At 68.9% G+C, this 22,440-nt stretch carries 23 protein-coding genes and 1 pseudogene; 12 read left to right on the forward strand and 12 right to left on the reverse strand.

Features of this window, described 5'->3' with window-relative positions:
* Nucleotides 1–36: 36 nt before the first annotated feature.
* Nucleotides 37–711, reverse strand: a complete 675-nt coding sequence (locus IAI54_RS26110; protein WP_187969951.1) for a hypothetical protein — start codon at nt 709–711, stop codon at nt 37–39.
* Nucleotides 712–881: 170 nt separating this feature from the next.
* On the opposite strand from IAI54_RS26110, the gene IAI54_RS26115 reads away from it, so the two are divergent.
* The gene (locus tag IAI54_RS26115; RefSeq protein WP_187969952.1) at nt 882–1,862 is read left to right on the forward strand and encodes an L-threonylcarbamoyladenylate synthase; all 981 of its coding nucleotides are present in this window, start codon (nt 882–884) and stop codon (nt 1,860–1,862) included.
* A gap of 74 nt (nt 1,863–1,936) precedes the next feature.
* Here the strand turns inward: IAI54_RS26115 and IAI54_RS26120 are convergent, their stop codons facing one another.
* The 3 genes and pseudogenes from IAI54_RS26120 to IAI54_RS26130 all read right to left on the reverse strand — a co-directional run bounded on the left by IAI54_RS26120 (nt 1,937) and on the right by IAI54_RS26130 (nt 3,364).
* Nucleotides 1,937–2,542, reverse strand: a complete 606-nt coding sequence (locus IAI54_RS26120; protein WP_187969953.1) for a methyltransferase family protein — start codon at nt 2,540–2,542, stop codon at nt 1,937–1,939.
* A 136-nt stretch (nt 2,543–2,678) separates the two neighbouring features.
* Entirely contained in the window at nt 2,679–3,002 is a 324-nt protein-coding gene (locus IAI54_RS26125) for a helix-turn-helix domain-containing protein (RefSeq protein ID WP_187969954.1), read from the reverse strand.
* Nucleotides 2,965–3,364, reverse strand: a pseudogene (locus IAI54_RS26130) (type II toxin-antitoxin system RelE/ParE family toxin). The gene IAI54_RS26125 and the pseudogene IAI54_RS26130 overlap by 38 nt, the downstream one beginning before the upstream one ends.
* A gap of 175 nt (nt 3,365–3,539) precedes the next feature.
* Here IAI54_RS26130 and IAI54_RS26135 point away from each other — a divergent pair.
* Nucleotides 3,540–4,697: an acyltransferase family protein gene (locus tag IAI54_RS26135; protein WP_187969955.1), complete on the forward strand. Its 1,158-nt coding sequence runs from the start codon at nt 3,540–3,542 to the stop codon at nt 4,695–4,697.
* A gap of 72 nt (nt 4,698–4,769) precedes the next feature.
* Entirely contained in the window at nt 4,770–6,191 is a 1,422-nt protein-coding gene (locus IAI54_RS26140; RefSeq protein ID WP_187969956.1) for an FAD-binding oxidoreductase, read from the forward strand.
* A gap of 18 nt (nt 6,192–6,209) precedes the next feature.
* Here IAI54_RS26140 and IAI54_RS26145 read toward each other — a convergent pair whose 3' ends face one another.
* Entirely contained in the window at nt 6,210–6,440 is a 231-nt protein-coding gene (locus IAI54_RS26145) for a BrnA antitoxin family protein (RefSeq protein WP_187969957.1), read from the reverse strand.
* Entirely contained in the window at nt 6,424–6,726 is a 303-nt protein-coding gene (locus tag IAI54_RS26150; RefSeq protein ID WP_187969958.1) for a BrnT family toxin, read from the reverse strand. The genes IAI54_RS26145 and IAI54_RS26150 overlap by 17 nt, the downstream gene beginning before the upstream one ends.
* Before the next feature lie 309 nt (nt 6,727–7,035).
* On the opposite strand from IAI54_RS26150, the gene IAI54_RS26155 reads away from it, so the two are divergent.
* On the forward strand, nt 7,036–7,590 hold the full coding sequence (locus tag IAI54_RS26155; RefSeq protein ID WP_187973363.1) for a DUF6101 family protein: 555 nt from the start codon (nt 7,036–7,038) through the stop codon (nt 7,588–7,590).
* Between the two features lie 27 nt (nt 7,591–7,617).
* Here the strand turns inward: IAI54_RS26155 and ubiA are convergent, their stop codons facing one another.
* Nucleotides 7,618–8,601 (reverse strand): 4-hydroxybenzoate octaprenyltransferase, encoded by a 984-nt coding sequence (ubiA, locus tag IAI54_RS26160; protein WP_187969959.1) that lies wholly within the window; start codon nt 8,599–8,601, stop codon nt 7,618–7,620.
* A 280-nt stretch (nt 8,602–8,881) separates the two neighbouring features.
* On the opposite strand from ubiA, the gene IAI54_RS26165 reads away from it, so the two are divergent.
* From IAI54_RS26165 to IAI54_RS26185, 5 genes are all read left to right on the forward strand, one after another.
* Entirely contained in the window at nt 8,882–10,651 is a 1,770-nt protein-coding gene (locus IAI54_RS26165) for an acyl-CoA dehydrogenase family protein (RefSeq protein ID WP_187969960.1), read from the forward strand.
* 294 nt (nt 10,652–10,945) lie between these two features.
* Nucleotides 10,946–11,698: a crotonase/enoyl-CoA hydratase family protein gene (locus IAI54_RS26170; protein WP_187969961.1), complete on the forward strand. Its 753-nt coding sequence runs from the start codon at nt 10,946–10,948 to the stop codon at nt 11,696–11,698.
* 175 nt (nt 11,699–11,873) lie between these two features.
* Nucleotides 11,874–12,083, forward strand: coding sequence for a hypothetical protein (locus tag IAI54_RS26175; RefSeq protein WP_187969962.1), 210 nt, complete (start codon nt 11,874–11,876; stop codon nt 12,081–12,083).
* A gap of 2 nt (nt 12,084–12,085) precedes the next feature.
* Entirely contained in the window at nt 12,086–12,520 is a 435-nt protein-coding gene (locus IAI54_RS26180) for a type II toxin-antitoxin system VapC family toxin (RefSeq protein WP_187969963.1), read from the forward strand.
* A 422-nt stretch (nt 12,521–12,942) separates the two neighbouring features.
* Nucleotides 12,943–13,569: a hypothetical protein gene (locus IAI54_RS26185; protein WP_187969964.1), complete on the forward strand. Its 627-nt coding sequence runs from the start codon at nt 12,943–12,945 to the stop codon at nt 13,567–13,569.
* Nucleotides 13,570–13,656: 87 nt separating this feature from the next.
* Here the strand turns inward: IAI54_RS26185 and IAI54_RS26190 are convergent, their stop codons facing one another.
* The 3 genes from IAI54_RS26190 to IAI54_RS26200 all read right to left on the reverse strand — a co-directional run bounded on the left by IAI54_RS26190 (nt 13,657) and on the right by IAI54_RS26200 (nt 17,848).
* Nucleotides 13,657–14,355 (reverse strand): hypothetical protein, encoded by a 699-nt coding sequence (locus IAI54_RS26190; protein WP_187969965.1) that lies wholly within the window; start codon nt 14,353–14,355, stop codon nt 13,657–13,659.
* Nucleotides 14,355–14,495: a hypothetical protein gene (locus IAI54_RS26195; protein WP_210321186.1), complete on the reverse strand. Its 141-nt coding sequence runs from the start codon at nt 14,493–14,495 to the stop codon at nt 14,355–14,357. The genes IAI54_RS26190 and IAI54_RS26195 overlap by 1 nt, the downstream gene beginning before the upstream one ends.
* A gap of 545 nt (nt 14,496–15,040) precedes the next feature.
* On the reverse strand, nt 15,041–17,848 hold the full coding sequence (locus tag IAI54_RS26200; protein ID WP_187969967.1) for a hypothetical protein: 2,808 nt from the start codon (nt 17,846–17,848) through the stop codon (nt 15,041–15,043).
* Nucleotides 17,849–18,003: 155 nt separating this feature from the next.
* On the opposite strand from IAI54_RS26200, the gene IAI54_RS26205 reads away from it, so the two are divergent.
* Both IAI54_RS26205 and IAI54_RS26210 read left to right on the forward strand, forming a co-directional pair.
* Nucleotides 18,004–19,050 carry a helix-turn-helix domain-containing protein gene (locus tag IAI54_RS26205; protein ID WP_187969968.1) on the forward strand — a complete coding sequence of 349 codons (1,047 nt, stop codon included), beginning with the start codon at nt 18,004–18,006 and terminating at the stop codon, nt 19,048–19,050.
* 189 nt (nt 19,051–19,239) lie between these two features.
* Entirely contained in the window at nt 19,240–20,091 is an 852-nt protein-coding gene (locus IAI54_RS26210; protein ID WP_187969969.1) for an adenylate/guanylate cyclase domain-containing protein, read from the forward strand.
* On the opposite strand, the gene pdxH is transcribed toward IAI54_RS26210, so the two are convergent.
* Together pdxH and IAI54_RS26220 are read right to left on the reverse strand one after the other, a co-directional pair.
* Entirely contained in the window at nt 20,082–20,699 is a 618-nt protein-coding gene (gene pdxH / locus IAI54_RS26215) for a pyridoxamine 5'-phosphate oxidase (protein WP_187969970.1), read from the reverse strand. The genes IAI54_RS26210 and pdxH overlap by 10 nt on opposite strands.
* A 178-nt stretch (nt 20,700–20,877) precedes the next feature.
* Nucleotides 20,878–21,576 carry an outer membrane protein gene (locus IAI54_RS26220; RefSeq protein WP_187969971.1) on the reverse strand — a complete coding sequence of 233 codons (699 nt, stop codon included), beginning with the start codon at nt 21,574–21,576 and terminating at the stop codon, nt 20,878–20,880.
* A gap of 71 nt (nt 21,577–21,647) precedes the next feature.
* Between IAI54_RS26220 and IAI54_RS26225 the strand changes: the two genes are divergently transcribed.
* Nucleotides 21,648–22,238, forward strand: coding sequence for an RT0821/Lpp0805 family surface protein (locus tag IAI54_RS26225; RefSeq protein WP_187969972.1), 591 nt, complete (start codon nt 21,648–21,650; stop codon nt 22,236–22,238).
* The last annotated feature ends 202 nt before the right edge of the window (nt 22,239–22,440 follow it).

The following is a 22,440-nucleotide window of genomic DNA, read 5'->3' on the forward strand; positions in this document are numbered from 1 at the left end:
CCGCCGGCCCGACGGGGTCGTTCCGCCCCGTCCCGTCTATTCCAGCCGCATCGTCGGCGGCGGCGTCGCCGGCACGGAGGGGGGTGCGGCGGGTGCGGGCGTCCGGTCCTGCGGCTTCAGCGGCGCCGGGTCGCGGCCCTCGGCCATTTCGTCTTCATCCGCTTCCATCGAGCGCCCGGTGGCCGGCCGCTCCGGCTTGGCCGCCTTCTTCTCCGCCGGCGCCTCCTGCACGGCGGCGCGCGCAGGCGTCGGCGCAAACTGGAACGCCTCGCCGGCGAGCCCCGCCCGGAAAACGGCCGGCAGGCTGAAGGGCGCCCGCGGCGCCAGCGCCACCACCTGCGTCTCGTCCGGCAGCGGCACGCCGAAGGCCACCATCGAGCGCGACAGCACCGGCGGCCAGGCCACCACGGAACGCGGATCGGGCTCCACGGTGGCGGGCATGTCCGGTGCGGCCGCGGACGGTACGACGTCCGCCGCGGCTTCGGCCGTCGCGGGATGCGTCGGCCGCAGCGCGGCGGTCTCGATGCTGCGGTCGGGCGGCGGCACGGCGCGTGCCGTCGCGGCCGGGCGCGGCGCGGCCGGTTCGCCCAGCACCAGCACCGAGCGCGGGCGCACCACCGGCTCGCCGCCGAGCACGACGAAGGACGCCGCCTGCGCCTGATGCGCGAGCAGAAATCCGGTCGTGACCAGTACGGCCCTCGGAAACGTCATGAACCTACGCACTGCCCCTTGCGGAACGCACACCCGATCGCATCGCCGGGCGCAATGGAGGGACCCACCCTGCGGTTGGATAGCATCCGAACGATTAAGGAAACGATGACGCGGGGTCACTTGCGGCCATGCCGCCCGCGCGATAGGCAGCGCGGCGAAAGGAAGCTTCCATGGCCGACATCGTCCCCGAGGCCGAGGCGCTGGCCCGCGCCGGCGAACTGATCCTCGCCGGCCTGCCCGTCGCCCTGCCGACGGAAACCGTCTATGGCCTCGCCGCCGACGCCACCAGCGGGCAGGCCGTGGCGCGCATCTACGAGGCCAAGGGCCGCCCGCGCTTCAACCCGTTGATCGTCCACGTCGCCGACCGCGCCATGGCCGACCGCATCGGCGTGCTCGATCCCGTGTCGCAGCGGCTGGCCGATGCCTTCTGGCCCGGCCCGCTCACCCTCGTCGTGCCGCTGCGCGACGGCGCCGGCATCAGCCCGCTGGTCACGGCGGGGCTCGGCACCGTCGGCCTGCGCATGCCCGTCGGCTTCGCCGCGAGGCTGATCGCGGCCACCGGCCGGCCGCTCGCCGCCCCCAGCGCCAATTCCTCCGGCCGCATCTCGGCCACCAGCGCCGAGGCCGTCGCCAGAGATCTCGGCGACCGCATCCCGCTCGTCGTCGACGGCGGGGCCACGCCGGTCGGCGTCGAATCCACCATCGTCAAGGTCGGGGACGGGAACCTGCGCCTGCTCCGGCCGGGCGGCATCGCGGCCGCCGACATCGAGGCCGTCGCGGGCCTGCCGCTGACGCGCGGCGGTACCAGGCGGGAAGGGGCCGGCGATGCCGCGGGCGTGGAAGCGCCGGGCATGCTCGCCTCGCACTACGCGCCGCGCGCGGCCGTCCGGCTCGGCGCGTCGTCGGTCGGGGCAGGGGAGGCGCTGCTCGCTTTCGGTCCCTCCCGCATTCCCGGCGCCGAGAAGGCCGCCGCCCTGGCCAACCTGTCGCCGTCGGGCGACCTGCGCGAAGCCGCCGCCAATCTCTTCGCCATGCTGTCGCTGCTCGACCGGTCCGGCGCGCCGGTCATCGCCGTCGAGCCGATCCCCGTCGAGGGTCTCGGCGAAGCCATCGCCGACCGCCTCGCCCGCGCCGCCGCCCCGCGCGGCTGATCGCCGTGCCGCGCGGCTGAACGCCGCGCCGCGCAGCTGAACGCCCGAAGCCGCTCGCCCGGCCGCGTCTCCGGCTAGGCGAAGTGGAAGAACACCTTGAGCACGCCCTCCGCCTGCAGCCATTCGATTGCTTCGAGTGCCGGGAACATCGCCAGGAACACCAGCCCGTCGAGAAAGGTCTGCTTCAGCACCTTCGGCGAGAACGAGACCTCCGCGGAATCGCGGTAGAGCGAGGGGCGCGGCCAGAACAGCGGCGTGCGTTCGGCATAGGCCGCATAGGCCGGTCCGAAGGCGTCCCGCAGGAAGACTTCCTCCTTGCGCGCCGTCAGGGTGAACGCAGCGATGCTCAGCATGCCGAGCAGCAGCGCCACGACCACCGAGCCGTAGATCAGCCCGACGCCGACGGCGCCGACGGTCGAGAAGACGTAGAGCGGGTTGCGCGTCATCGAATACGGCCCCTCCACCACCAGCGTCCGGTTCTTGCGACCGCCGAGATAGAGGATGCTCCACAGTCGTCCGGCGATGCAGGCCACCACGAGGCAGAAGCCGAGGAACTCCAGCCGCTCGTGGATCGCGCCGGTCCACAGCGGCTGCCCCGCCAGCAGCAGCAGGCCGAGCGCCACCCCGCCCGCCTGCAGCAGCCGGATGCGCGTACGCTGGTGGAAGGCTTCGACGGACATCGCGGGTTTCCTCGACGTTGGGTGGCGAACGGTATGACGCCATTCCCTGGCCGGATGCAAGCATCGCGTTGTCGCAGAGCGGCGAGGGGGCTGCGCCGCGGGGGCGCCGCGGCTCCTGCCACTGGCGTCACTTGCCTTACTTGAGCACGGTCAAGCCATGCTTCTGGACCACCGAGAGCAGTTTCAGTGCCACGCCGCTCGGCCGCTTCGCGCCGGTCTCCCACTTCTCGACCGTGCTTTCGCTGGTGTTGAGGTAGCGGGCGAACACCGGCTGGCTGACATTGTTGGCCTCGCGGATCTGCTTGATCTGCGCAGGTTCCATCCTGTCAGGCACGACCAGATGGCGGGCGTCGAAGTCCCGCATCGTCGCCTTGTCCAGTGCTCCGACCTTGTGGAGCATGGCCGCCGACGAATGGATGGCCTCAGCGATGTCGCTCCTGAACCTGGCCTTCGTCGCCATGGCAGATCTCCTTCAATTCGCCGTTGTGCAGAAGCATCGACATTTGTTCGTCCGTCAGCGTTGCATACCCCCGCGCCAAGGTGCGAAAATCATCGAGTTCGATGTCTTCGATGTTCGCCCTGTCCTTCTTCGCGAACAGATAGGCGTAGATCCAGTGTCGACCCCCCTTCGCCAGAACGATGCTCCGGTGCATGTTCCTGTTCAGGCGCTTCTTGTAGACCCCCCCCGCCGAGATCGTCGGCAAGCCCCCTGATCACGTCCGAAATCGCCTCGCAGAGTTCTGTGTCCTGGATCCGCGCCTTGCGTGCCGCTCTGGCGAACCAGGCGGTTTTGAACACACGCGATCGTCCGGCGGCGGCCATGCTGATAGATAGCACTGGGTGCTATCCTGTTTCAAGGTCGCGATCCCGATCGGAGGTCGGGCCGGCCGGGCGGATCCGTCGACCCCGGCGGGGACAAAGCGTTCCGGCCCGGCCGGCCGCCTTGACAGCGTGATGCCGTCGCTGTTGGCTCGCGGTCCTGCCAGGGGGTCAAGTCTTGCTTCGTCTCACCCATGTCGATCTCGCGCGCGGCCTCGCCGCCCTGGCGGTGATGCTCGTCCACTACCGCTGGCTGTTCGATCCGCCGCTGTGGAATCCCGCCTATGCCGACCGGCTGCCGCTCCATGGCCTGCTCTGGCCTTTCTACGATTACGGCGGTGCGGCCGTGCAGGCCTTCTGGGTCCTGTCGGGCGTGGTGTTCGCCGTCACCTACTGCCGCGCGAACGTGTCCTTCGGCCTGCGCGATTTCGCGGTGCGCCGCTTCTCCCGCCTCTACCCGCTGCACTTCGCCACGCTGCTGCTCGTCGCGGCCATCCAGGCGCTCAGCTTCGCCGTCTTCGGCGCACCGCAGGTCTACGGGAACAACGACGCCTATCACTTCGTCCTGCAGCTCTTCTTCGCCTCCAGCTGGGGCTTCCAGGTCGGCGATTCCTTCAACGGCCCGATCTGGAGCGTCTCGGTCGAGATCATCGCCTATGCGATGTTCGCCGCCTATGTGCTCGTCGCCCCGCGCAGCATCGCGGCGGCACTGGCCATCGCCTGCCTCGGCATCGTCTGCTGGCTGCTGTCGGACAACGTCATCGTCTACTGCTTCGGTCTGTTCTTCCTCGGCGTCGCCGCTTCGCTCGGCGTCACCTCCGTCGCCGGGCGCCTGTCGAAGCGGTCCATGCTGTCGCTCGGTCTCACCCTCCCGTCGTTCGGCGTCGCGATCGCGGCGGCCGTGGTGTGGGCCGGCCAGATCGACCGGCTTCCGACGGCGCTCACCCTCGTCTGCCTGCCGGTCGCCATCGCCGGGCTCGTCTGTCTGGATCACGCGCGGCCGCCGGTCCCGGCGTCGCTCGGCTGGATCGGCGCGATCACCTACGCCACCTATCTCACCCACATGCCCATCCTGATGGTGATGAAGATGGTCATCGCGGCGCTGGGCTGGCAGGAATGGGTATCCCATCCCGCCACGCTGGCGCTGTTTCTCGGCACCGTGATCGCGGTCAGCATTCCGGTCTACCGCCGTTTCGAAGTGCCGGCGCAGCGCTGGCTGAGAGACAGGCTCCTGCCGGCGGCACCGGCCGCCATCTCCGCCCCCCGCCCTCCCGAAGAAGACGACCGGCTCCGCATCGCCGTCGTGCGGAAAGACGATGACCTCAGACATGCCTGACCCCTCGGGTGCGCCCGCGACGCGTCCCGCCGCGCCGACGCGGATGCTTGCCGCGCCCGTCCGGAGCCGCCCATGACCGCCACTCTCCCGCCCGATCGCCTCGCCCGCTTCGCCGCCATCGTCGGCGAACGCCACGCGCTGACCGCTCCGGCCGACGTCGCCCCGCACGTCACCGAGCCGCGCGGCCTGTGGACCGGCCGCACCGGCCTCGTGCTGAAGCCGGGATCCGTCGACGAGGTCTCGAAAGTCCTCGCGCTCGCCAGCGAGACGCGCACGCCGGTCGTGCCGCAGGGCGGCAACACCGGCCTCGTCGGCGGCGGCACGCCCGACATGTCGGGCGGCCAGGTCGTCCTGTCGCTGTCGCGCCTCGACCGCATCCGCGAACTCGACGTCGCCTCGAACACCATCACCGTCGAGGCCGGCGTCGTTCTCCAGCGCATCCAGGAGGCGGCCGATGCCGCGGACCGGCTCTTCCCGCTCTCGCTCGCCTCGCAGGGCTCGGCCCAGATCGGCGGCAACCTCTCGTCCAATGCCGGCGGCACGGGCGTGCTCGCCTACGGCAATGCGCGCGAGCTCTGCCTCGGCGTCGAGGTGGTGCTGCCCACCGGCCAGGTCTTCGACGATCTGCGCAAGCTGAAGAAGGACAACACCGGCTACGACCTGAAGAACCTGTTCGTCGGCGCCGAGGGCACGCTCGGCGTCATCACCGCCGCCGTGCTGAAGCTGGTGCCGAAGCCCAGGGGCCGCGAGGTCGCCTGGGTCGGCCTCGCTTCGCCGGAGCGCGCGCTGGCGCTGTTTTCGCTGGCGCTCGACCGCGCCGGCTCCGGTCTCACCGCCTTCGAGCTCTGCGCGGCGATCTCGGTCGACTTCTCCGTCCGCCACACCCCCGGCCTCACGCCGCCGCTGCGCGGTGACCACCCCTGGCTGGTGCTGATGGAAATCTCGTCCGGCCGCTCGGCGGACGATGCCCGCGCCCTGATCGAGGAGATCCTCGCCGAAGGCATCGGGGCCGGCCACGCCGACGATGCCGTCATCGCCCAGAACCTCGCCCAGGCGCACGCCTTCTGGGCGATCCGCGAGGCGATGTCCGACGCCCAGAAGCCGGAAGGCGCTTCCATCAAGCACGACATCTCGGTGCCGGTGGCGGCGATCCCCGCCTTCATCGAGAAGGCCGGCCGGGCCGTGCTTGCGGCAGCGCCCGGTGCCCGCCTCGTCACCTTCGGCCACATGGGCGACGGCAACCTGCACTACAACGTCTCGCAGCCGGCCGGCGGCGACAAGGCCGCCTTCCTCGCCCGCTACCGCGAGCTCAACGACATCGTCCACGCCGTCGTGCGCGAATTTTCCGGCTCCATCTCGGCCGAACACGGCATCGGCCGCATGAAGCGCGACGAACTCCTCGCCACCCAGCCCCCCGTCGCCACAGACCTGATGCGCCGCATCAAGGCGAGCTTCGACCCGGCCGGCATCATGAACCCCGGCAAGGTCATCTGACGGGGGGCGCCCGGCGGCTCAAGGCCGATGCGCCTTCGCATAGGCCTTCAGCACGTTCTGCATCTTCGTCAGATGGCCCTTGCCGCCCGCCTGCTGCCGGAAGAACTCGAACACGTCCGGATCGAGCTTGAGATGGACCGAACGAGGCCTCTTTGGTTCCTCGATCGCCGCATGCGCCCAGAACTCCGCTCCCAGGCTCTCGCCTTCGGGCGCATCCGCATCGTGATGCAGTTCACCGGCCTCCTTCATCCGCCTTATGTCGGCGAGCGATGCCCGCCTGATATCCGGCTCGCTCACGGCGGCCTCCTTTCCATGCTGTGATCAGCCTCGTCGACCCATGTCGCTCGGTATGGACCACGACGAAACATTCGTTGTCGACCATGCCGAGCGATATCAGCCTCTCCTCGCCGTAGTCCTCGCGATCATCGCTCCGGGTCAGGACGGTGCCTTCGAAAATCAGGGCGGCATAGACGATGTCGACGCCACGCTGCTTGATGATCTGCTGGCGCTTGCGTTCGTCCCATTCGAAAACCATGGGAGGGGTTCCCTTTGGCTGACGGACGCTGCTCAGGCGACACCGTCGCCGACCATCCTGAAACTGTGGCAAAAAGTACACGAAAAGTGTACACGAGTAAAGCAGCACGTCGCACAGCGCCTGGCACACCTGCAATCCCACCCGTTCCGGTGGCATTCCGCTAACCATCGCCCGCGCTAGCAAAATTTAACCGAACTTCTAAGGCCGACGGTAAGCCCCTCCCGCTAGTCTGCAACCCATACGAGGCCGAGCAAATCGGCCCGCGAGGACCGCGAATTCGGCTCTCAGGGATTGCAGGAAGGCATGATGATGAACTCGGTGACCAAGCCCGGCTGGGCCGGCCGCAACATGCGGCTCGACCCGTTCCGGTTGCCCCAGATGACGAGCTACGCATCGCGAGACGACCTCGGCGAGGTCACCGTGACGATCGACCGGCGCGGCGCCGTCATGCGCCGCGTCCTCGAACGGTCGGGACTGCCGGTGTCGCTGCTCCTGCCGGCGCGCACCTTCGACGGCATCGCCGCCCGCGCCATCGAGGACGGCCGCGGCAACGTCACCGTCACGCTCGAACTCCACCACCGCGACCCGATGCTGTGCGTGCCGCTGCTCGTCGCCGACGATCTCGACGACGTGGCCGCCGACTGGCGCGCCTGGTCTGAGGTGCTCAAGCTGCCGATGCTGCTGATCGAGGCCGACGGTGTGGCCCGTTCGCTCGAATCCTCGCTGAGTTCGACGCGTCCGGTCGACCGGCGCAAGCGCGTCGGCTCGCAGCCGCGCCGGCCGCGCTTCCTCGCGCGCCGCCGCAAGGGCGATCTCGGCCTGCGCCTGGTGGTGAAGGGCGAGGAGATCATCGCCCGCAACTGACCTTGCCGTCGAAGCGCTCCCGCCCGCTCAGAACAGCGGGCTGACCGCCATCCACACGCCGCCGCCGACGAAGCCGAGGAAGATCAGCCAGCCAACCGTGTTGTTCGACTTGAACAGCGCCAGGCACTGGTCGGGGTCGTCGATGTCGAGCGCCTGAACCTGGCGCAGCATGTGCGCCCCGGCCGCCAGCAGGCCGGCCAGCGCCGGAAACGGCGCCATGGCGGAAGCGCAGGCCCCGCCCATCAGGATGAGCGCCCCGCCATAGAGCACGATCAGCGCCGGCTTGGTCCTGTCGCCGAACAGCCGCGCCGTCGAGCGCACGCCCACGATGGCGTCGTCCTCCTTGTCCTGGTGCGCATAGATCGTGTCGTAGCCGATCACCCACAGGATCGAGCCGCCATAGAGGAACAGCGAGGCGGCGTCGACGTCGCCGAACACCGCCGCCCAGCCCATCAGCGCGCCCCAGGAGAAGGCGAGGCCGAGCCCCAGCTGCGGCCAGTTCGTGATGCGCTTCAGGAAGGGGTAGATCGCCACGATCGCCAGCGAGGCGATGCCGAGCAGGATGGCGAAGCTCTCGAACTGCAGGAGCACGGCCAGCCCCAGGAGTGACTGCAGCACGAGGAAGGCCCAGGCGCCGCGCCGCGTCACCTTGCCGGCGGGCAGCGGCCGCGAGCGCGTGCGTTCCACCTTCTCGTCGATGTCCTGGTCGACGATGTCGTTGAAGGTGCAGCCCGCGCCGCGCATGGCGAAGGCGCCGAGGAAGAACAACAGGAGATGCCACGGGTCGGGCAGCAGCGTCATCAGCGGCTCGCCCGGCCGCGCATAGGCGATCGCAGCCAGTGCCGCCGACCACCAGCACGGCCACAGCAAGAGCTGCCAGCCGATCGGCCGGTCCCAGCGGGCGAGCTGCGCATAGGGCCACAGCCATCGCGGCAGGGTGCGGTAGACCCAGTGCCCGGTCGGCGCGTCTGCGACCCGGCCCTGCGCGTCGCGGGATTGGATGCTGTCCATGGCGCAGTGAGTGGCAGGGCAGGGGGCGGGCGTCAAGGCGACCCGGCGCCATGCCGCAAGTCCTGGCCCGCCTTGCGCTTCAGCCGGCCGGAATCGTCGCAGCGGCGCCGCGCGATGAATTGACGTAAACGTCAAAAATCACTAGCCATCGGCGCGAGGTTGCGGCAGCGTCCCGCCGCGCCCTATCGTTCACCGGACGGTCCGGCCCTCGGGGTCCGGGCGTCGCCAGCAAAACGGGCCGGCCCGTCGGGTCACGGCCGCATCCGGGAGGAACCGCCCCATGTATCGTGCCCCCCTCGACGACATTTCCTTCGCGCTGAACGAGATCGCCGGCCTTTCCGCCGCGATCGACGCCGGCGTCTTCCCCGACCTCTCCGCCGACCTCGTCGACGCCATCCTCGCCGAGGCCGGCCGCTTCGCCGGCGAGGAGGTCGCGCCCGCGGGCAAGGTCGGCGACACGCAGGGCGCCGTCTGGGCCGACGCGGCCGTCACCACGCCGGCCGGCTGGGCGGACCTCTACACCCGCTGGCGCGAGGGCGGCTGGAACGCGCTGTCCGGACCGGCCGAGTTCGGCGGCCAGGGCCTGCCGCAGATGCTGGGCGTCGCCGCGCTCGAAATGTGGAACGCCGGTTCCATGGCCTTCGCGCTCGGGCCGACGCTCACCATGGGCGCCGTCGACGCGCTGGAAAAGCACGCCAGCCACGAACTCCAGCAGCTCTATCTGCCGAAGCTCGTCTCCGGCGAGTGGATGGGCACCATGAACCTGACCGAGCCGCAGGCCGGCTCGGATCTCGCCGCCCTGCGCGCCCGCGCAGAGCCGGCCGGCGACGGCACCTACCGCATCTTCGGCCAGAAGATCTACATCACCTATGGCGAGCACGACTTCACCGACAACATCGTCCACCTCGTGCTTGCCCGCCTGCCCGACGCGCCGGCCGGCACGCGCGGCATCTCGCTCTTCCTGGTGCCGAAGTTCCTGCCGGACGCGGACGGCAATCCCGGCGCCCGCAACGACGTCTTCTGCGCCTCCATCGAGCACAAGCTCGGCATCCACGGCTCGCCCACCTGCACCATGATCTACGGCGACGGGAAGTTCGGCGACGCGCCGGGCGCCATCGGCTGGCTGATCGGCGAGGAGAACAAGGGGCTGGCCTGCATGTTCACCATGATGAACAACGCCCGCCTCGCCGTCGGCATGCAGGGCGTGGCCATCGCGGAGGCCGCCTGGCAGAAGGCGCACGCCTATGCCGTCGAGCGGCGCCAGGGCAGGGCCGAGGGCCATACGGGCGAGGGCATGGCGCCCATCGTCCTGCACCCCGACGTGCAGCGCAACCTGCTGACCATGAAGGCGCTGACGGCGGCGGCCCGCGCCATCGCCTATTCCTGCGCCCATGCCACCGACATGGGCCGCGCGACCTCGGGCGACGCGGCGCGCCACTGGCAGGACCGCGCCAACCTGCTCACGCCCGTCGCCAAGGCCTTCGCCACCGACATCGGCGTCGACGTCGCCTCGATCGGCGTCCAGGTCCATGGCGGCATGGGCTTCATCGAGGAGACGGGCGCGGCCGTCCTCTACCGCGACGCCCGCATCGCGCCGATCTACGAGGGCACCAACGGCATCCAGGCCATCGACCTCGTCACCCGCAAGCTGCCGCTGGCGGGCGGCGAACACGTGCACGGCTTCATCGCCGAGCTGCGCGCCGACGCCGAGACCGTCCGCGCCTCCAACCTGCCGGCCTTCGGCCGCTCGGCCGGAAAGATCGCCGCCGCCATCGACGACCTCGAGACCACCACCCGCTTCCTGCAGGACTGCCTCGCCTCCGGCCGCACGAAGGAAGCGCTCGCCGGCGCCACGCCCTACCTTCGCCTTTTCGCCCTCGCGGCGTCCGCCGCCATGCTCGGCCGCGGCGCCGTCGCCTCGCAGGACGCCAACCGCATCGCGCTCTGCCGCTTCCACGCCGAAAACCTCGTCGGCGAGACCGCGGCGCTGAAGGAGCGGGTGATGGAAGGGGCCGAAAGCCTGGCCGAGGCCGCGAAGGCGCTGGGGTGAGGATTGGGTAGCGATGCCGTTCTGCACCGCCGCGCTCTACGTCGCCCCCCTCTGCCCTACCGGGTAGGGCGAGCCACCGGTCTCGCCCGTCGCTCGGACCCTCCACGAGGGGGGAGATCGGCAGCCCCGGCGCTGCCGCGCTTCCTCCAACTTCGGCGGTTGGCGAGATCGGCGGAGCGCTTGATCTCCCCCTCGTGGGGGAGATGTCCGGCAGGACAGAGGGGGGCGCGACGGAGCGCAACCTGCCCGTAGCTGTCTGAATCATAGGCCGAACACGCACGGAGGACTCCCCCCATGACAGACCACATCGAGATCACCCGCCACGGCGCCGTCCAGGCGATCCGGATGAACCGCCCGGACAAGAAGAACGCCATCACGCGGGCCATGTACGCCACGATGGCCGCCGCGCTGACGGCGGGCGACGCCGATCCCGCCATCCGCGTCCACCTCGTCCTCGGCGTGCCGGGCGCCTTCTCCTCGGGCAACGATCTCGCCGACTTCATGGCGGTCGCCCTGGGCGGGGAGGGCGGCACGGAGGTCTACGACTTCCTGATCGCGCTCGCCCGGTCGCGAAAGCCGGTCCTCTCGGCCGTCGACGGCATCGCGGTGGGCATCGGCACCACCATCAACCTGCACTGCGACCTGACGCTCGCCACCCCGCGCACCGTCTTCCGCACCCCCTTCGTCGATCTCGGCCTCGTGCCGGAAGCCGGCTCCAGCCTGCTCGCCCCCGCCACCCTCGGCCGCCAGCAGGCCTTCGCCCTGCTCGGCCTCGGCGAAGGCTTCTCCGCCGACCGCGCGCTCGCCGCCGGCCTGATCTACCGCGTCGTGCCGGAAGCCGACCTCGAAGCCGAGGCCCTGGCGCTGGCCGCCACCCTCGCCACCCGCCCCCCCGAGGCCCTGGCCATCGCCCGCGACCTGATGCTCGGCGACCGCGACACCCTCGTCGCCCGCATCGAGGAAGAAGGCCGCCACTTCCGCGCGCGGCTGAAGTCGGACGAGGCGCGGGAAGCCTTCATGGCGTTCATGGGAAGGAAGAAGGGGTAGGGGCGGGGCGTCGCGCGTCTGCGGTTCAGTCTGCCTTGGTCGCCGGGAACCGAAAGCGTTTCCCGGCAGGGAATACATCGACAGGGCGCGCCATGTGTCCTCTGGCTCCCGCAAGCCATGGCAAGCCCTCGCAACGGTGACGCAGTTGCGCTATGGTCGAACCATGGCGAAGACCATGAAAGCAGGGACCGGCAAGTTCACCGCCAAGGGCGGTGAAGCGACGGTCAAGCTCGTGCGCAGCCCGAAAACGGGTCGGTTCGTCGCCGTGAAGGGCGTCGGCGCGCTGAAGGACCGCGACCTGACGATCAGGAAGGGCCTCAGCCTGACCGAGCCCATCGCCGAGCAGGCGCTCTTCCAGCCGTCAGACAAGCGCAAGGCCGGATAGTCTTGCCGGGCGTCCTGCTCGATACGCACGCCCTGTACTGGCTGGTGAGCGGAGCGGTGCCGCTGAGAGACGAAGCTCTGGTCGCAATCGGCGAAAACCAGGCGACCGGAACGCTCTACCTGTCTCCGATAACCGCGTGGGAACTGGCCATCGCGGCACAGAAGCCACCGCACAGAGACCCTCCCCATCTCGATGCCACGATCTCGAACTGGTTCAGGGCGGCCATTCGGGCGACGTCGTCGAGGGTCCTGCCGATCAACCGGACGATCGCCATCGAGGCCGCCGAAGTGCCGAATGCGACAGGCCACAAGGATCCAGGCGATTGTTACCTGATCGCGACCGCGCGGATCCGGCAGATCCCGATCATCACGCGGGACGCCGTAATTCGGAAGCTGGCAGCCGAGAATCCCGGCTATCTCGACCTCATCCTGTGCTGATCGCCCGCCCGGACGCTCGCCGAAAGCCACCCGGCAGCGCACCCGCAATCCGCCGCGCTTTCTCCAGCCTCGGCGACGGACGAAACCCTCGTCGCCCGCATCGAGGAACAAGGCCACCACTTCCGCGCGCGGCTGAAATCCGACGAGGCGCGGGAGGCGTTAGTGGGACGGAAGAAGGGGTAGGGGAGGAGGGCGGGGTTTCGTGCATTGACCCCGGATCGTTAAGCCGGTTCGAAAACGTAGACAATGTGACGGCGGTCGGGCCAAGGGATAGTGGGCGACAAAGGGGTGGAAGCGGAAAGGCGGCTCATGGGTGCCGGATTTGGAGAAGTGGCCATTTAGGAAGCTGTCCCCACTACCAACCCTCGGTGGCGTGTACCTGCATCTATAAAAACATCATTGATCATTGGTAGGATGTTGCCATGTCCAATGAGCCCATAGCCCCGCTACAAGCCCATCCGAAACGCGCTTTGGCGCGCAGCATCGCTGAGGGAACAGTCGAGATCATTTCAGGCGCGAGCCTTGTAACCAACATTTTGGCCGTGACACATCCGCCGATCGAGGAGCGCGAGCGGCAGCGCTGGGAGCATGACATTAGCCGACGCTCGAACGATCACGATGAGGCGCTGAAAGCAGTTATCAGTGCCTTTCTTCGGATCAAAGCTAACAGCCAGCGCGCAGACACCGCGCAAAATCTTTCGTTTGTATGTGGTGGGATGGTCACAACTCTAGAGGCAATCGCTAGGGACGGGATGTCTGCATCGCTGGCAGCCGTACTCCGCGCCAAGCTTGATCAGACTGCGGCAGATGTCGATGATCTGCTGGAGGGATTGGACGCAGCTCGTCTCCCATGCGCTATGACGTGCGAAATCGAGAGTTCATGGACATCATGCAGGAGGCCGATTTCAGTTCATTCGGCAAATCGACCATTCGTTGCGACATCCAGTCGCTTCTGGAATCTGAAGGAGCGCCGATTGAGCGCCAGAAGCAAATCGCAGAGAAAATCTGCGACAATATCGATTGTCTCAATAGGAGCCTTGCAAGGTTGAGCAACTTCGCAACTGCGTCGGTCAGCCTTTAAATGGGACGGATGCAATATTAATAGGATAAAACGAAAATCAAAGTGCATGACGCCTTTATTCGATTGGGGCTTTCCAATCGAATTCGACAGCATCGAAGCTGCGGCCTTTGGTTCCCATGTGATTGTGTGAATCGAGACCTGCAAGACGGTATGCATTCGCAACACCATAGTCATTTCTCTTGCTAGGTGTGCGTTCGATGTAGGCCAGAGACGTAGTCGCCAAGAGACTAGTCGCTGCCTTGATCCGCTCACGTGGTACACCGGTGTATTCGGTGATCTTGTCGAAGCTGATGTTCGCCATGTTGGTATCTCGACCCCTCCGGGCTGCGAAAAGGAAATAAAGCTTCAGCGCGTTCAGTTCGGTCGCGCTTCGCAACCGGAAATCCTTGAAAGCTTCAACACGCCCACCGGAATAAAGCCGCTTCGCCGGCAGCATGCACCAGCCGCCGGCGCGATCGAAGCCATTCAGCGCATAGCTGCTGCGTCCTTCTGGCATGCGCGTGATGATCCCACGATCGGCGAGCACAGCAAGTCCACCTGCCACCTTGGAGCGGCTAAGGCTGGTCGCCTTTTCCAAGGCGTCGTAGGTAATTCTTGCGAGCCCCGTTTCGGCATCAGAATGGTGCGCAATGACCGCAAGCGTCATCAACGCAGCGAGATTGTTCGAGCCAATGCCAGCGCCCCATCGGAACTCCTTGAGGCCGCTTTCCTCGATCCATTGAGAAGGCAGCCGCACCCATTTTGGCAGCGTCATCACTGCTTGCCCTTTGCTACGGTCAAAACCGCGTAGATCGCGAACGCGGCCAATCCGAACGCGCCCAGAATGATAAATGCGCTCAAGCCACCAATCGGCATCTCGGTGAGGCTCTTCGTGAGTTCTACAATTTCCTGCATTTTCTGCTCCATGAACTTCGATCGGTTTCGCGATCATGGTGCGAAATTAGGCAGAGGGCCAATCCATCTCTAGAGACAGTTTATAGCAATTGATCACCGATCCGGTCGTTTACCCCAATAATACCAATGCCTTCAAGGCAAAAAGGGAGTTCAGGAAATCACCCAAAACAGTTCACGAACGAGCGCCCATGCACTGAGCAGCTCTTCGGATGCGCGTATCGCTAGCGGATCATGTCGTCACAGACGAGGACTGCGACCACGTCCATCAAGAGAGAACCTGAGTGTCGATCATCATGTGGCGTATCGTAGCATAGCTTGTCTGGAGTCGTTAGCTAGACGTCGACTTTCTCGGTCCTCAACCCGAACCGGACAGTACGCAGTCGACCAGGCTTTGCCGTTTCAGGGCAGCGGAATGAACAGCAGGTTTCGGGCAGAGATCGGAGCTACCAGAACGACGACAATGGCGTCGCAACCTGCCGTACCTCGACGCTCCAACACGATCCGGCTCCCCACGCCGCCGCTGATGACCGCCCCCCGCACCCCCCTCAGAACCCCACCTCCGCCCTCAGCGCCACCCCCGCGCCCGTCTCGCCGCCCGAAAAGCTCAGTTCGCCCCGAATCCCCACCGACGCCCCGCCGGTCCCCGCATAAACCACCCCCGCGCTCAGGGTGGCGCTCGTGCTGCCGATGGCGGTTTTGAGCGTGGTCGCGCCGCCGACGTCGTCGCCGTAGGTGTAGGAGTGGGCGCCGCCGAAATCCTCGGAGAGCATCGCCGCGGCGAAGGCGCGGAGCGTGCCGCGACCGTCGCCGAGCGCTGCCGTCGCCGCCAGTTCCACCCCGCCGAAGACCGTCGCGGCATCGCGGTCGGCGAAATCGAGGCGGCCGCCGAGGTTGGCGAGCCGGATCGGGCCGGTCCAGGCGTGCGACAGGCTGAGCCCCGCGGACGGCGTCAATGTCACGTCCGCGAACCGGAACACGTAGCCGACCGAGCCGGCGGCGGTGAGGCGCTGCGCGCGGGTCTCCTGCCCGTCGATGACGGCGCCCGGCCCGCCGGCGATGCCGGCCGTGACGTCGAAGCCGGTCGCGTCGTAGCCGAACCGGCCGTCGGCGACGAGGCCGCCCGCGCGCAGCCGGGCCTGGAGGCCGAGATAGCCGGTCGTGAAGCCGGTGGTCGACGTCAGCGTCGTGTCGCCGGCCAGCGCCTGCCGGTAGCGGGCCGTGCCGGTGTCGAGGCCGCCGACGAGACCGAAACGGATCGTGGCGTCGCCCCGCCCGATGTCGAGGCAGCCGGACGAGACGTCGAACCGGGCGCCGCCATGGTTCACCGTCACGTCCGACCGCGCGTCCCCGCCATCGCCCGCCGAGGTCGCGGCCGCAACCGCCTGCGTGCCGCCGTGGACGCTGCCATAAATGCCGGCCGCGCAGGCGCCGGCGGACCCGGACGTCATCGCGCCGAACGCGGCGTCGGTGAGGCGCTGCACGCTCTGCAGGCCCGCGACGATGCCGCCGAGCGGCGCGGCGTCGAGGCGGCTGGTCACGTACCAGTCCGTGCCGATCTGCTCGAGGGCGTAGGAGACGAGGCCGCGATCCTGGAGGCCGGTCGCGGTCGCCTGCAGGGCGCCGTCGGCCGTCTGCACCACGCGCAGGCCGGCGGTCAGCGCGCCGTAGCGGGCGGGATCGGGGTCGAAACGCAGCGCGAGCTGGCCGCTGCTGTCGCCGAGCAGCAGCTGGTCGGAGGCGGCGGCGCTGCTGGAAAGGTCGATGTCGAGGACGAGTTCGCTGTCCGCGCCGCCCTGGAAGAGCCCGGCGCCCGTCAGGTCGAGCACGTCGCCGGCGATGCCGCCGGCCTGGCTGAGCGAGATCGTCCCGCCATGGACGAAGCCCGCGCCGCCGCGCACCGAGAAGCTGCCGGCCGCGCCCGAACCGGCCGCGGTGAACAGCCCGTCATTGGTGATGAGGCCGCCGGCCACGAGATCGCCGTCGAGGTGGAAGGTCCCGGCGTTGCCGGTCGCGCCGGTGATTTCGCCATGGCCGAATGTCGTGCCGCCATTGTCGAGCGTGCCGTCGAGCGTGCCGCCCTGCAGCGCGAAGGTGCCCGGCCCGGTGGTGGCGATGTCGGCGGCCATTTCGCCGGGCAGCGCCAGCGTGCCGTCCGTGACCGACCAGGCGGTCGCGACGCCCGGCGTGCCAGTCAGCGTCCACGTGCCGCCGCCGACCTTCTCGAAGCGCTCGAAGCCGCCGTATTGCGTGCCGATGAGCGCGGCGTCGAAGCTGCGGGTGCCGGTACCGCCGAGCCGGAACACGTCGTCTGTGCCGTTTGCGGCGACGGTGCCGACGACGCTCGACGTCTGCGCCTGCAGCTCGAAGCCGTTGGCGCCGCCGGTGAAGGTCACGGCGTCGGCGCGGGTGAGGCCGTCGCCGCCAAGGCCGCCGCTGATGCTGCCGTCGGGGCCGAGCACGATCGTCAGGTCGGCGCCGACGATGCCGGCGCCGCCGGGACCGTCGACCGACTTGGTCGGCACATAGCTGCTGGCGCCGCGGGTGCCGCCGGCTCCGCCCGAGACCGTCCCGTCGACCTGCACCGTGACGCCGCCCTGGCTCACGCGCAGGCCGGTGCCGCCGGCGCCGCCCGATCCGGCATAGCCGCCGTCGCCGCCATCGCCGCCGTCGCCGCCCGCGATGCTCCCCTCGACCAGGAACACGCCGTCGCCGCCGAACACCACGCCGATGCCGCCGCCGCCGCCCGCGCCGCCATCGGCATAGAGGCCGGTGCTGCCGCTGCCGCCGTCGCCGCCGCTGCCGCCGGTCACCGTGTCGCCGATCGCGACCACCCCGTCCGTGCCGAGGATCGTCAGCCCGCGGCCGCCGCCCCCGCCGCCGCCGCCGCCCGCCGAGCCTGACGAGGAGGCGCCGAAGCCGCCGCCGCCGCCGGCCTCCGCGCCGCCGCCGCCCGCCGCCGCGGTGATGGTGCCGCCCGCGCCGCCGCTGCCGAACTCGCCGTTGCCGCCGGCCGCGCCGTTGGCCGGCACGATCGTCGGCGATACGAAGATCAGGTCCCGGCCGCCGCCGCCGCCACCGCCGCCGGTGCCGGCCGTCCCGCTGGCGCCGGCACCGGCCGGCGCGGCGTTCGTCATCGGCGCGCCGCCGCTGCCGGGATTGCCGGCGCCGTCGCCGCCCGCACCGACCACGGTGCCGCTGCCGTCGGTCCCGTCGGCGCCGTCCGCCCCCAGGATCGAGGCGGCCCCGGCCGGTGACGCCAGGCACAGCGCGAGCATCAGGCCGACCGACGGCAGCGGGGCGCCGCGGCGCAGGCCGCCGCGGATCGCCGGTGCGCTCTGCAGACCGTCAGACATCGCTCCACCCGCCGTTTACTCGTTCCCAGCCCTGCCCTAAGCTCGCTTGTCGAGCCGGGCAGTGGCGGTTTCAAGCGCAGAGTGGCGCGTGGAACCGGCGGTTAAGGAATTGGGACGCCGGGGAAAGCCGCCGACCCGGCAGGTCCGGAGTCGCGATGACCGTCACGCCGCCCGACGTCGATCCTGCGGGTCTGATCGAATGCTACACGGCCCGGTTCGGCGCGGGCGAGCGCGACGATGCCGCCGCCTATGCCCGCTTCGTCATGGCCGTGTTCGATTTCGAAATCCCGGCCGCCGCTCCGGAAGCCTTCGCCGCCAGCACTCGACTGTTCTTCCTGCCCGACGTCACCGTGTCCTGGTCCAGGGGCACGGCAAGCCGCTTCAGCCGCACCACGCGCACCATCGCCGCCCGCGGCACCGACCAGATCCTGGTCGTCTGCTACCGCGACGGCTGGTTCGACATGACGGCCGCAGGGCGGACGACGCGGGTCGCGGCGGGCGAACTGGCCTTCATGGACCTGTCGCAGGAGATCGCCATCGAGGCGCCGGGCGTCGACAATCTCAGCCTCGCCATTTCGCGCCGCAGGCTCGAGGCGATGGTGCCCTTCCTCGACGGCGCCAACGGCTTCGTCCGGCCGGTGGATGCGCCGTCGAGGATGCTGCGCGGCATGATGGAGGACGTCGTCGCGCTCGGCCCGTCCATCTCGGTGGTCGATGCCCGCGGCATCGCCGATGCCATGCTGCGGCTGGTGGCGGCCTGTCTCGAGCCGCTGGCGGGCCGCTCGGCCGCGACCGGGCGCCACAGCGTCTCCCTGGTCGCGGTCAAGGCGTTCGTCGAGCGGCATCTCCTCGATCCGGCGCTGGGTCCGCAGGCGCTGATCGAGGCCTTCGGCACGACCCGCTCCACGCTCTACCGGCTGTTCGAGCCCATGGGCGGGGTGACGGCCTACATCGCGCAGCGCAGGCTCCACCACGCCTTCCGGCTGCTCTCCGACACGCGTCAGCCGCGCGTGCGGATCTCGAGGCTCGCGACGGAACTCGGTTTCAGCCATCCGTCCGCCTTCACCCGCGCCTTCGGCGAGACCTTCGGCCTGTCGCCCAAGGCCGTCCAGGCGCTGGCCCGCCATTCGCGCGAGCGCGACGTCCAGCTTCTGGTCTCGTCCGAGCCGATGCAGTATCTCCGCCGCATCGGCGGCGATTGATCGAAAGCCTCCGGGCGCGGGCCGGATCCGGCGAAGCCGGAGCCTGCCGCCGGTTCGGCGCATCTGAAGGCCGCGCATCCGGTTCGCGCCGATCGCCCGTCGCCGGTCGCGCGTCGATCGCAGGGCCCGGGCCTTCCCCCTTCGTCCGCTTCCGGCTACACCCTCTCTCGTCCCCACGAGGTCTCCGCCATGGCCGCTCCCGCCCGCAAGCTCACCACGGTCCTCGCGGCCGACGTGCAGGGCTATTCGCGGCTGATGGAGCACGACGAGGAGGGCACGCTCGCCACCCTCAAGCAGTATCGCGACGTCATGTCCCGGGTGGTCGACGCGCATGGCGGGCGCATCGTCAACACCTGGGGCGACGCCGTCATCGCCGAATTCCCGAGCGTGGTGGAGGCCGTCCGCGCGGCCGTCGAGGTGCAGGGCGATCTCGCCGAGCGCAATGCCGGCCTGCAGCCGGGCAGGCGCATGCAGTTTCGCATGGGCATCAATCTCGGCGACGTCATCGTCGAGGGCGACGACATCTACGGCGACGGCGTCAACATCGCCGCCCGCCTGCAGTCGGAGGCCGAGCCCGGCGGCATCCTGATCTCCAATACCGTCTTCGACCAGGTCCGCAACAAGGTCGCCGTGTCGTTCGACTTCCGCGGCGAACTCGTCGCCAAGAACATCGACGAGCCGGTGCCGAGCTATGCCGTGCGCATCGGCGATGTCGCGCATCCGGGGCCGGCCCGCGCGCCGGCCACACATCCGGCCGATAGTCCCGCCTGGGGCCGCGAGGCGCCGCCGGCCTCGCCGACCCGCATGCCCGCGCCGGCCGCGCCAGATCGGCTGCCGGGCCGCGGCCTTCTGGCCGTGCCTCCGGAAATCCGCGGTCTCGTCGGCGCCGCCGCCGTCGTCACCATCATCAACGTCTTCACCTGGAGCGGCACGTTCTGGGCCAAATGGCCGCTGCTGGCCATCGCCGTCGTCATCGGGATGAGGCTGCTCATCGGTGGCCGTCCGGGCCGGCGTCGCGGCCGGGGCGACCCTCAGGGATAAAGCCGCGTCTTCTCCCAGGCCTCTCCCGCCCGGTCGAACCGCAAGCGGTCGTGCAGGCGGAAGGGGCGGTCGTGCCAGAACTCCATCTGCTGCGGCCGGATGCGGAAGCCCGACCAGTGCGGCGGCCGGGGAATCTCGCCGACCGCGTGGCGCGCGGTATACTCGGCCACCGCCTTCTCGAGCGCGAAGCGGCTCTCCAGCGGCCGCGACTGCTTGGAAGCCCAGGCGCCGATGCGGCTGCCGCGCGGCCGCGAGGCGTAATAGGCGTCGGCCTCCGCGTCGCTCACCACCTCCACCGGCCCGCGCACGCGCACCTGCCTTCGCAGCGACTTCCAGTGGAAGCACATCGCAGCCTTCATCGACGACAGGATCTGCTGCCCCTTGGCGCTGTCGAAATTGGTGTAGAAGACGAAGCCCTGATCGTCGAAGCCCTTCAGCAGCACCATGCGCACGTCGGGCAGGCCGCCGGGGTCGACGGTCGCCAGCGCCACCGCGTTGGGATCGTTGATCTCGCTCTTCTCGGCGTCCGCCAGCCACTCGGCGAACAGCCGGAAGGGCTCCGCGCTCTCGGTGAAGTCGCTCTGCTGCTGCGTCGTCTCGGTGTTCACGATCGTCCGTCCCGTCCTGGCATGGCTGCGCGGCGTGACGAGATCCGCCCGCCGCAGACCTGATATAGGCGGGCACCGGCGGCGGAAAGGGTCACGCGGACGAAACCACGCGGCCAGCGGGGCGGGGAAGGGTGCCGGCCCCCCGCCTGGAGCGGGGCGCCGGTCCGGGCGTCGCCGGTCAGAAGCGGAAGTTGATCGCCGCCTTGATCATGTGGAAGCTGTTGTCCTCGCGAAGGCTCGTCGCCCCGTCGGAGAACACGTCGTCCCTGCCGAGATCGACATAGGAATACTCGGTCTGGAACGACAGCCGGTCGGTGAAGGCGTGCTCCACGCCCGCGCCCACCGTATAGCCGCTCTTGCCGACGTCGTCGTCGAACACCGTCGTGCCGTCCAGCACCACCGTCTGGCTCATCTGGCCATAGGCCCAGCCGCCATGCGCGTAGAACAGCGTGCGGTCGAACGCATAGCCGGCGCGCGCGCGCACCGTGCCGAGATAGTCGAGGCTCGACTCGAGCGAATTGTCGCCGATCCCGCCGCCGCTGCTGATCTCGGCGCCATAGTTGGTCGCCGCGATGTCGGCCACGGCGCCGAACACCCAGTTGCCGGTCTGCCAGTCCGCGCCGATCTGGGCGCCGCCGAAGCCGCCCCTCGCGGAGACGTCGACCGTGCCGTCGAAGTCGTCGCCGTCGTCCAGCGCGAACTCGGAATCGCCGGCACCCAGGCCGCCGAAGACGCCGACGTACCAGCCGGTCCAGTTGTAGTTCTCCGGCACGACCGGCGCGGCGGGTGCCGGAACGTCATAGACGATCGCGTCGGCCGCGCGGGCCGCCCCGACCAGGGCTACGGATGAGACGAGTGTCGCAATAAGCAGTTTCAAGACTGACCTCCTTCGAAACCGTCGGAACGCAAGAACACGGTCCGACTTTGCCGAACCGCCGGAGGCCGCGCTTGTTCCCGGAAAAAAACGAGAAAATGCCGCAATTCGAACGCGCCGTCTTTTCATGCTTCGAAAACCACCTGTTAACCGTTCCCGTCCAGACTTCGGAGGTTCGGATTCACTCGACGGGAGTATGCCGGGTGACGCGGTCGCATCGGAAAGACAGTCAGGACGTGCGTGGGCCGTGGGCCGGCGGGACCGCCCGTGCGTCGGTGCTGGCCCTCGTCCTCATCGCTTCGGGCTGCACCTCCCGCGCGCCCAGCCTCGACAGCCTCGGCTTCGATCAGATCAAGACCGGTTCCATCTCCGGCGGCAGGGCCGTCGCGCCGGATGCCGAACGCATGTCCGACGAGACCACCATCCGCAACGCCGTTTCCTCCGCCAATCTCGACGAGGCTCCCGGCGCCCCGCTCGCCTGGGCGAATTCGCAGACCGGTTCGCGGGGCGAGATCTTCGGCGTCACGCAGTACATGGACGAAACCCGTCTGTGCCGCCGGTTCAGGGTGTCGCGCGAGAGCTTCCAGGGCGTTTCGCTCTTCCGTGGCGAGGTCTGCATGTCGATGGCCGGCGAATGGTGGGTCCGCACCTTCGAAGCGGCCTGAGAGGATGTGAAAGAATGCCCGTTTCCGCGCAGCTTGCGCCAAAAATCTCGAGGATTTCAGTGGGCATTCTTGCGCATCCTCGATTGATTCACACACTCTGACGCCCGCGCCATTTGCGCCACGATGCCGGCCTATCGGTCTGGAATTTCTTCCTAGGAGCGCTCATATCTGCGTGAACAGGAGATTCCTCTCTCACCACGGA

This window comes from Aquibium microcysteis, assembly GCF_014495845.1.
GTDB lineage: Bacteria > Pseudomonadota > Alphaproteobacteria > Rhizobiales > Rhizobiaceae > Aquibium > Aquibium microcysteis.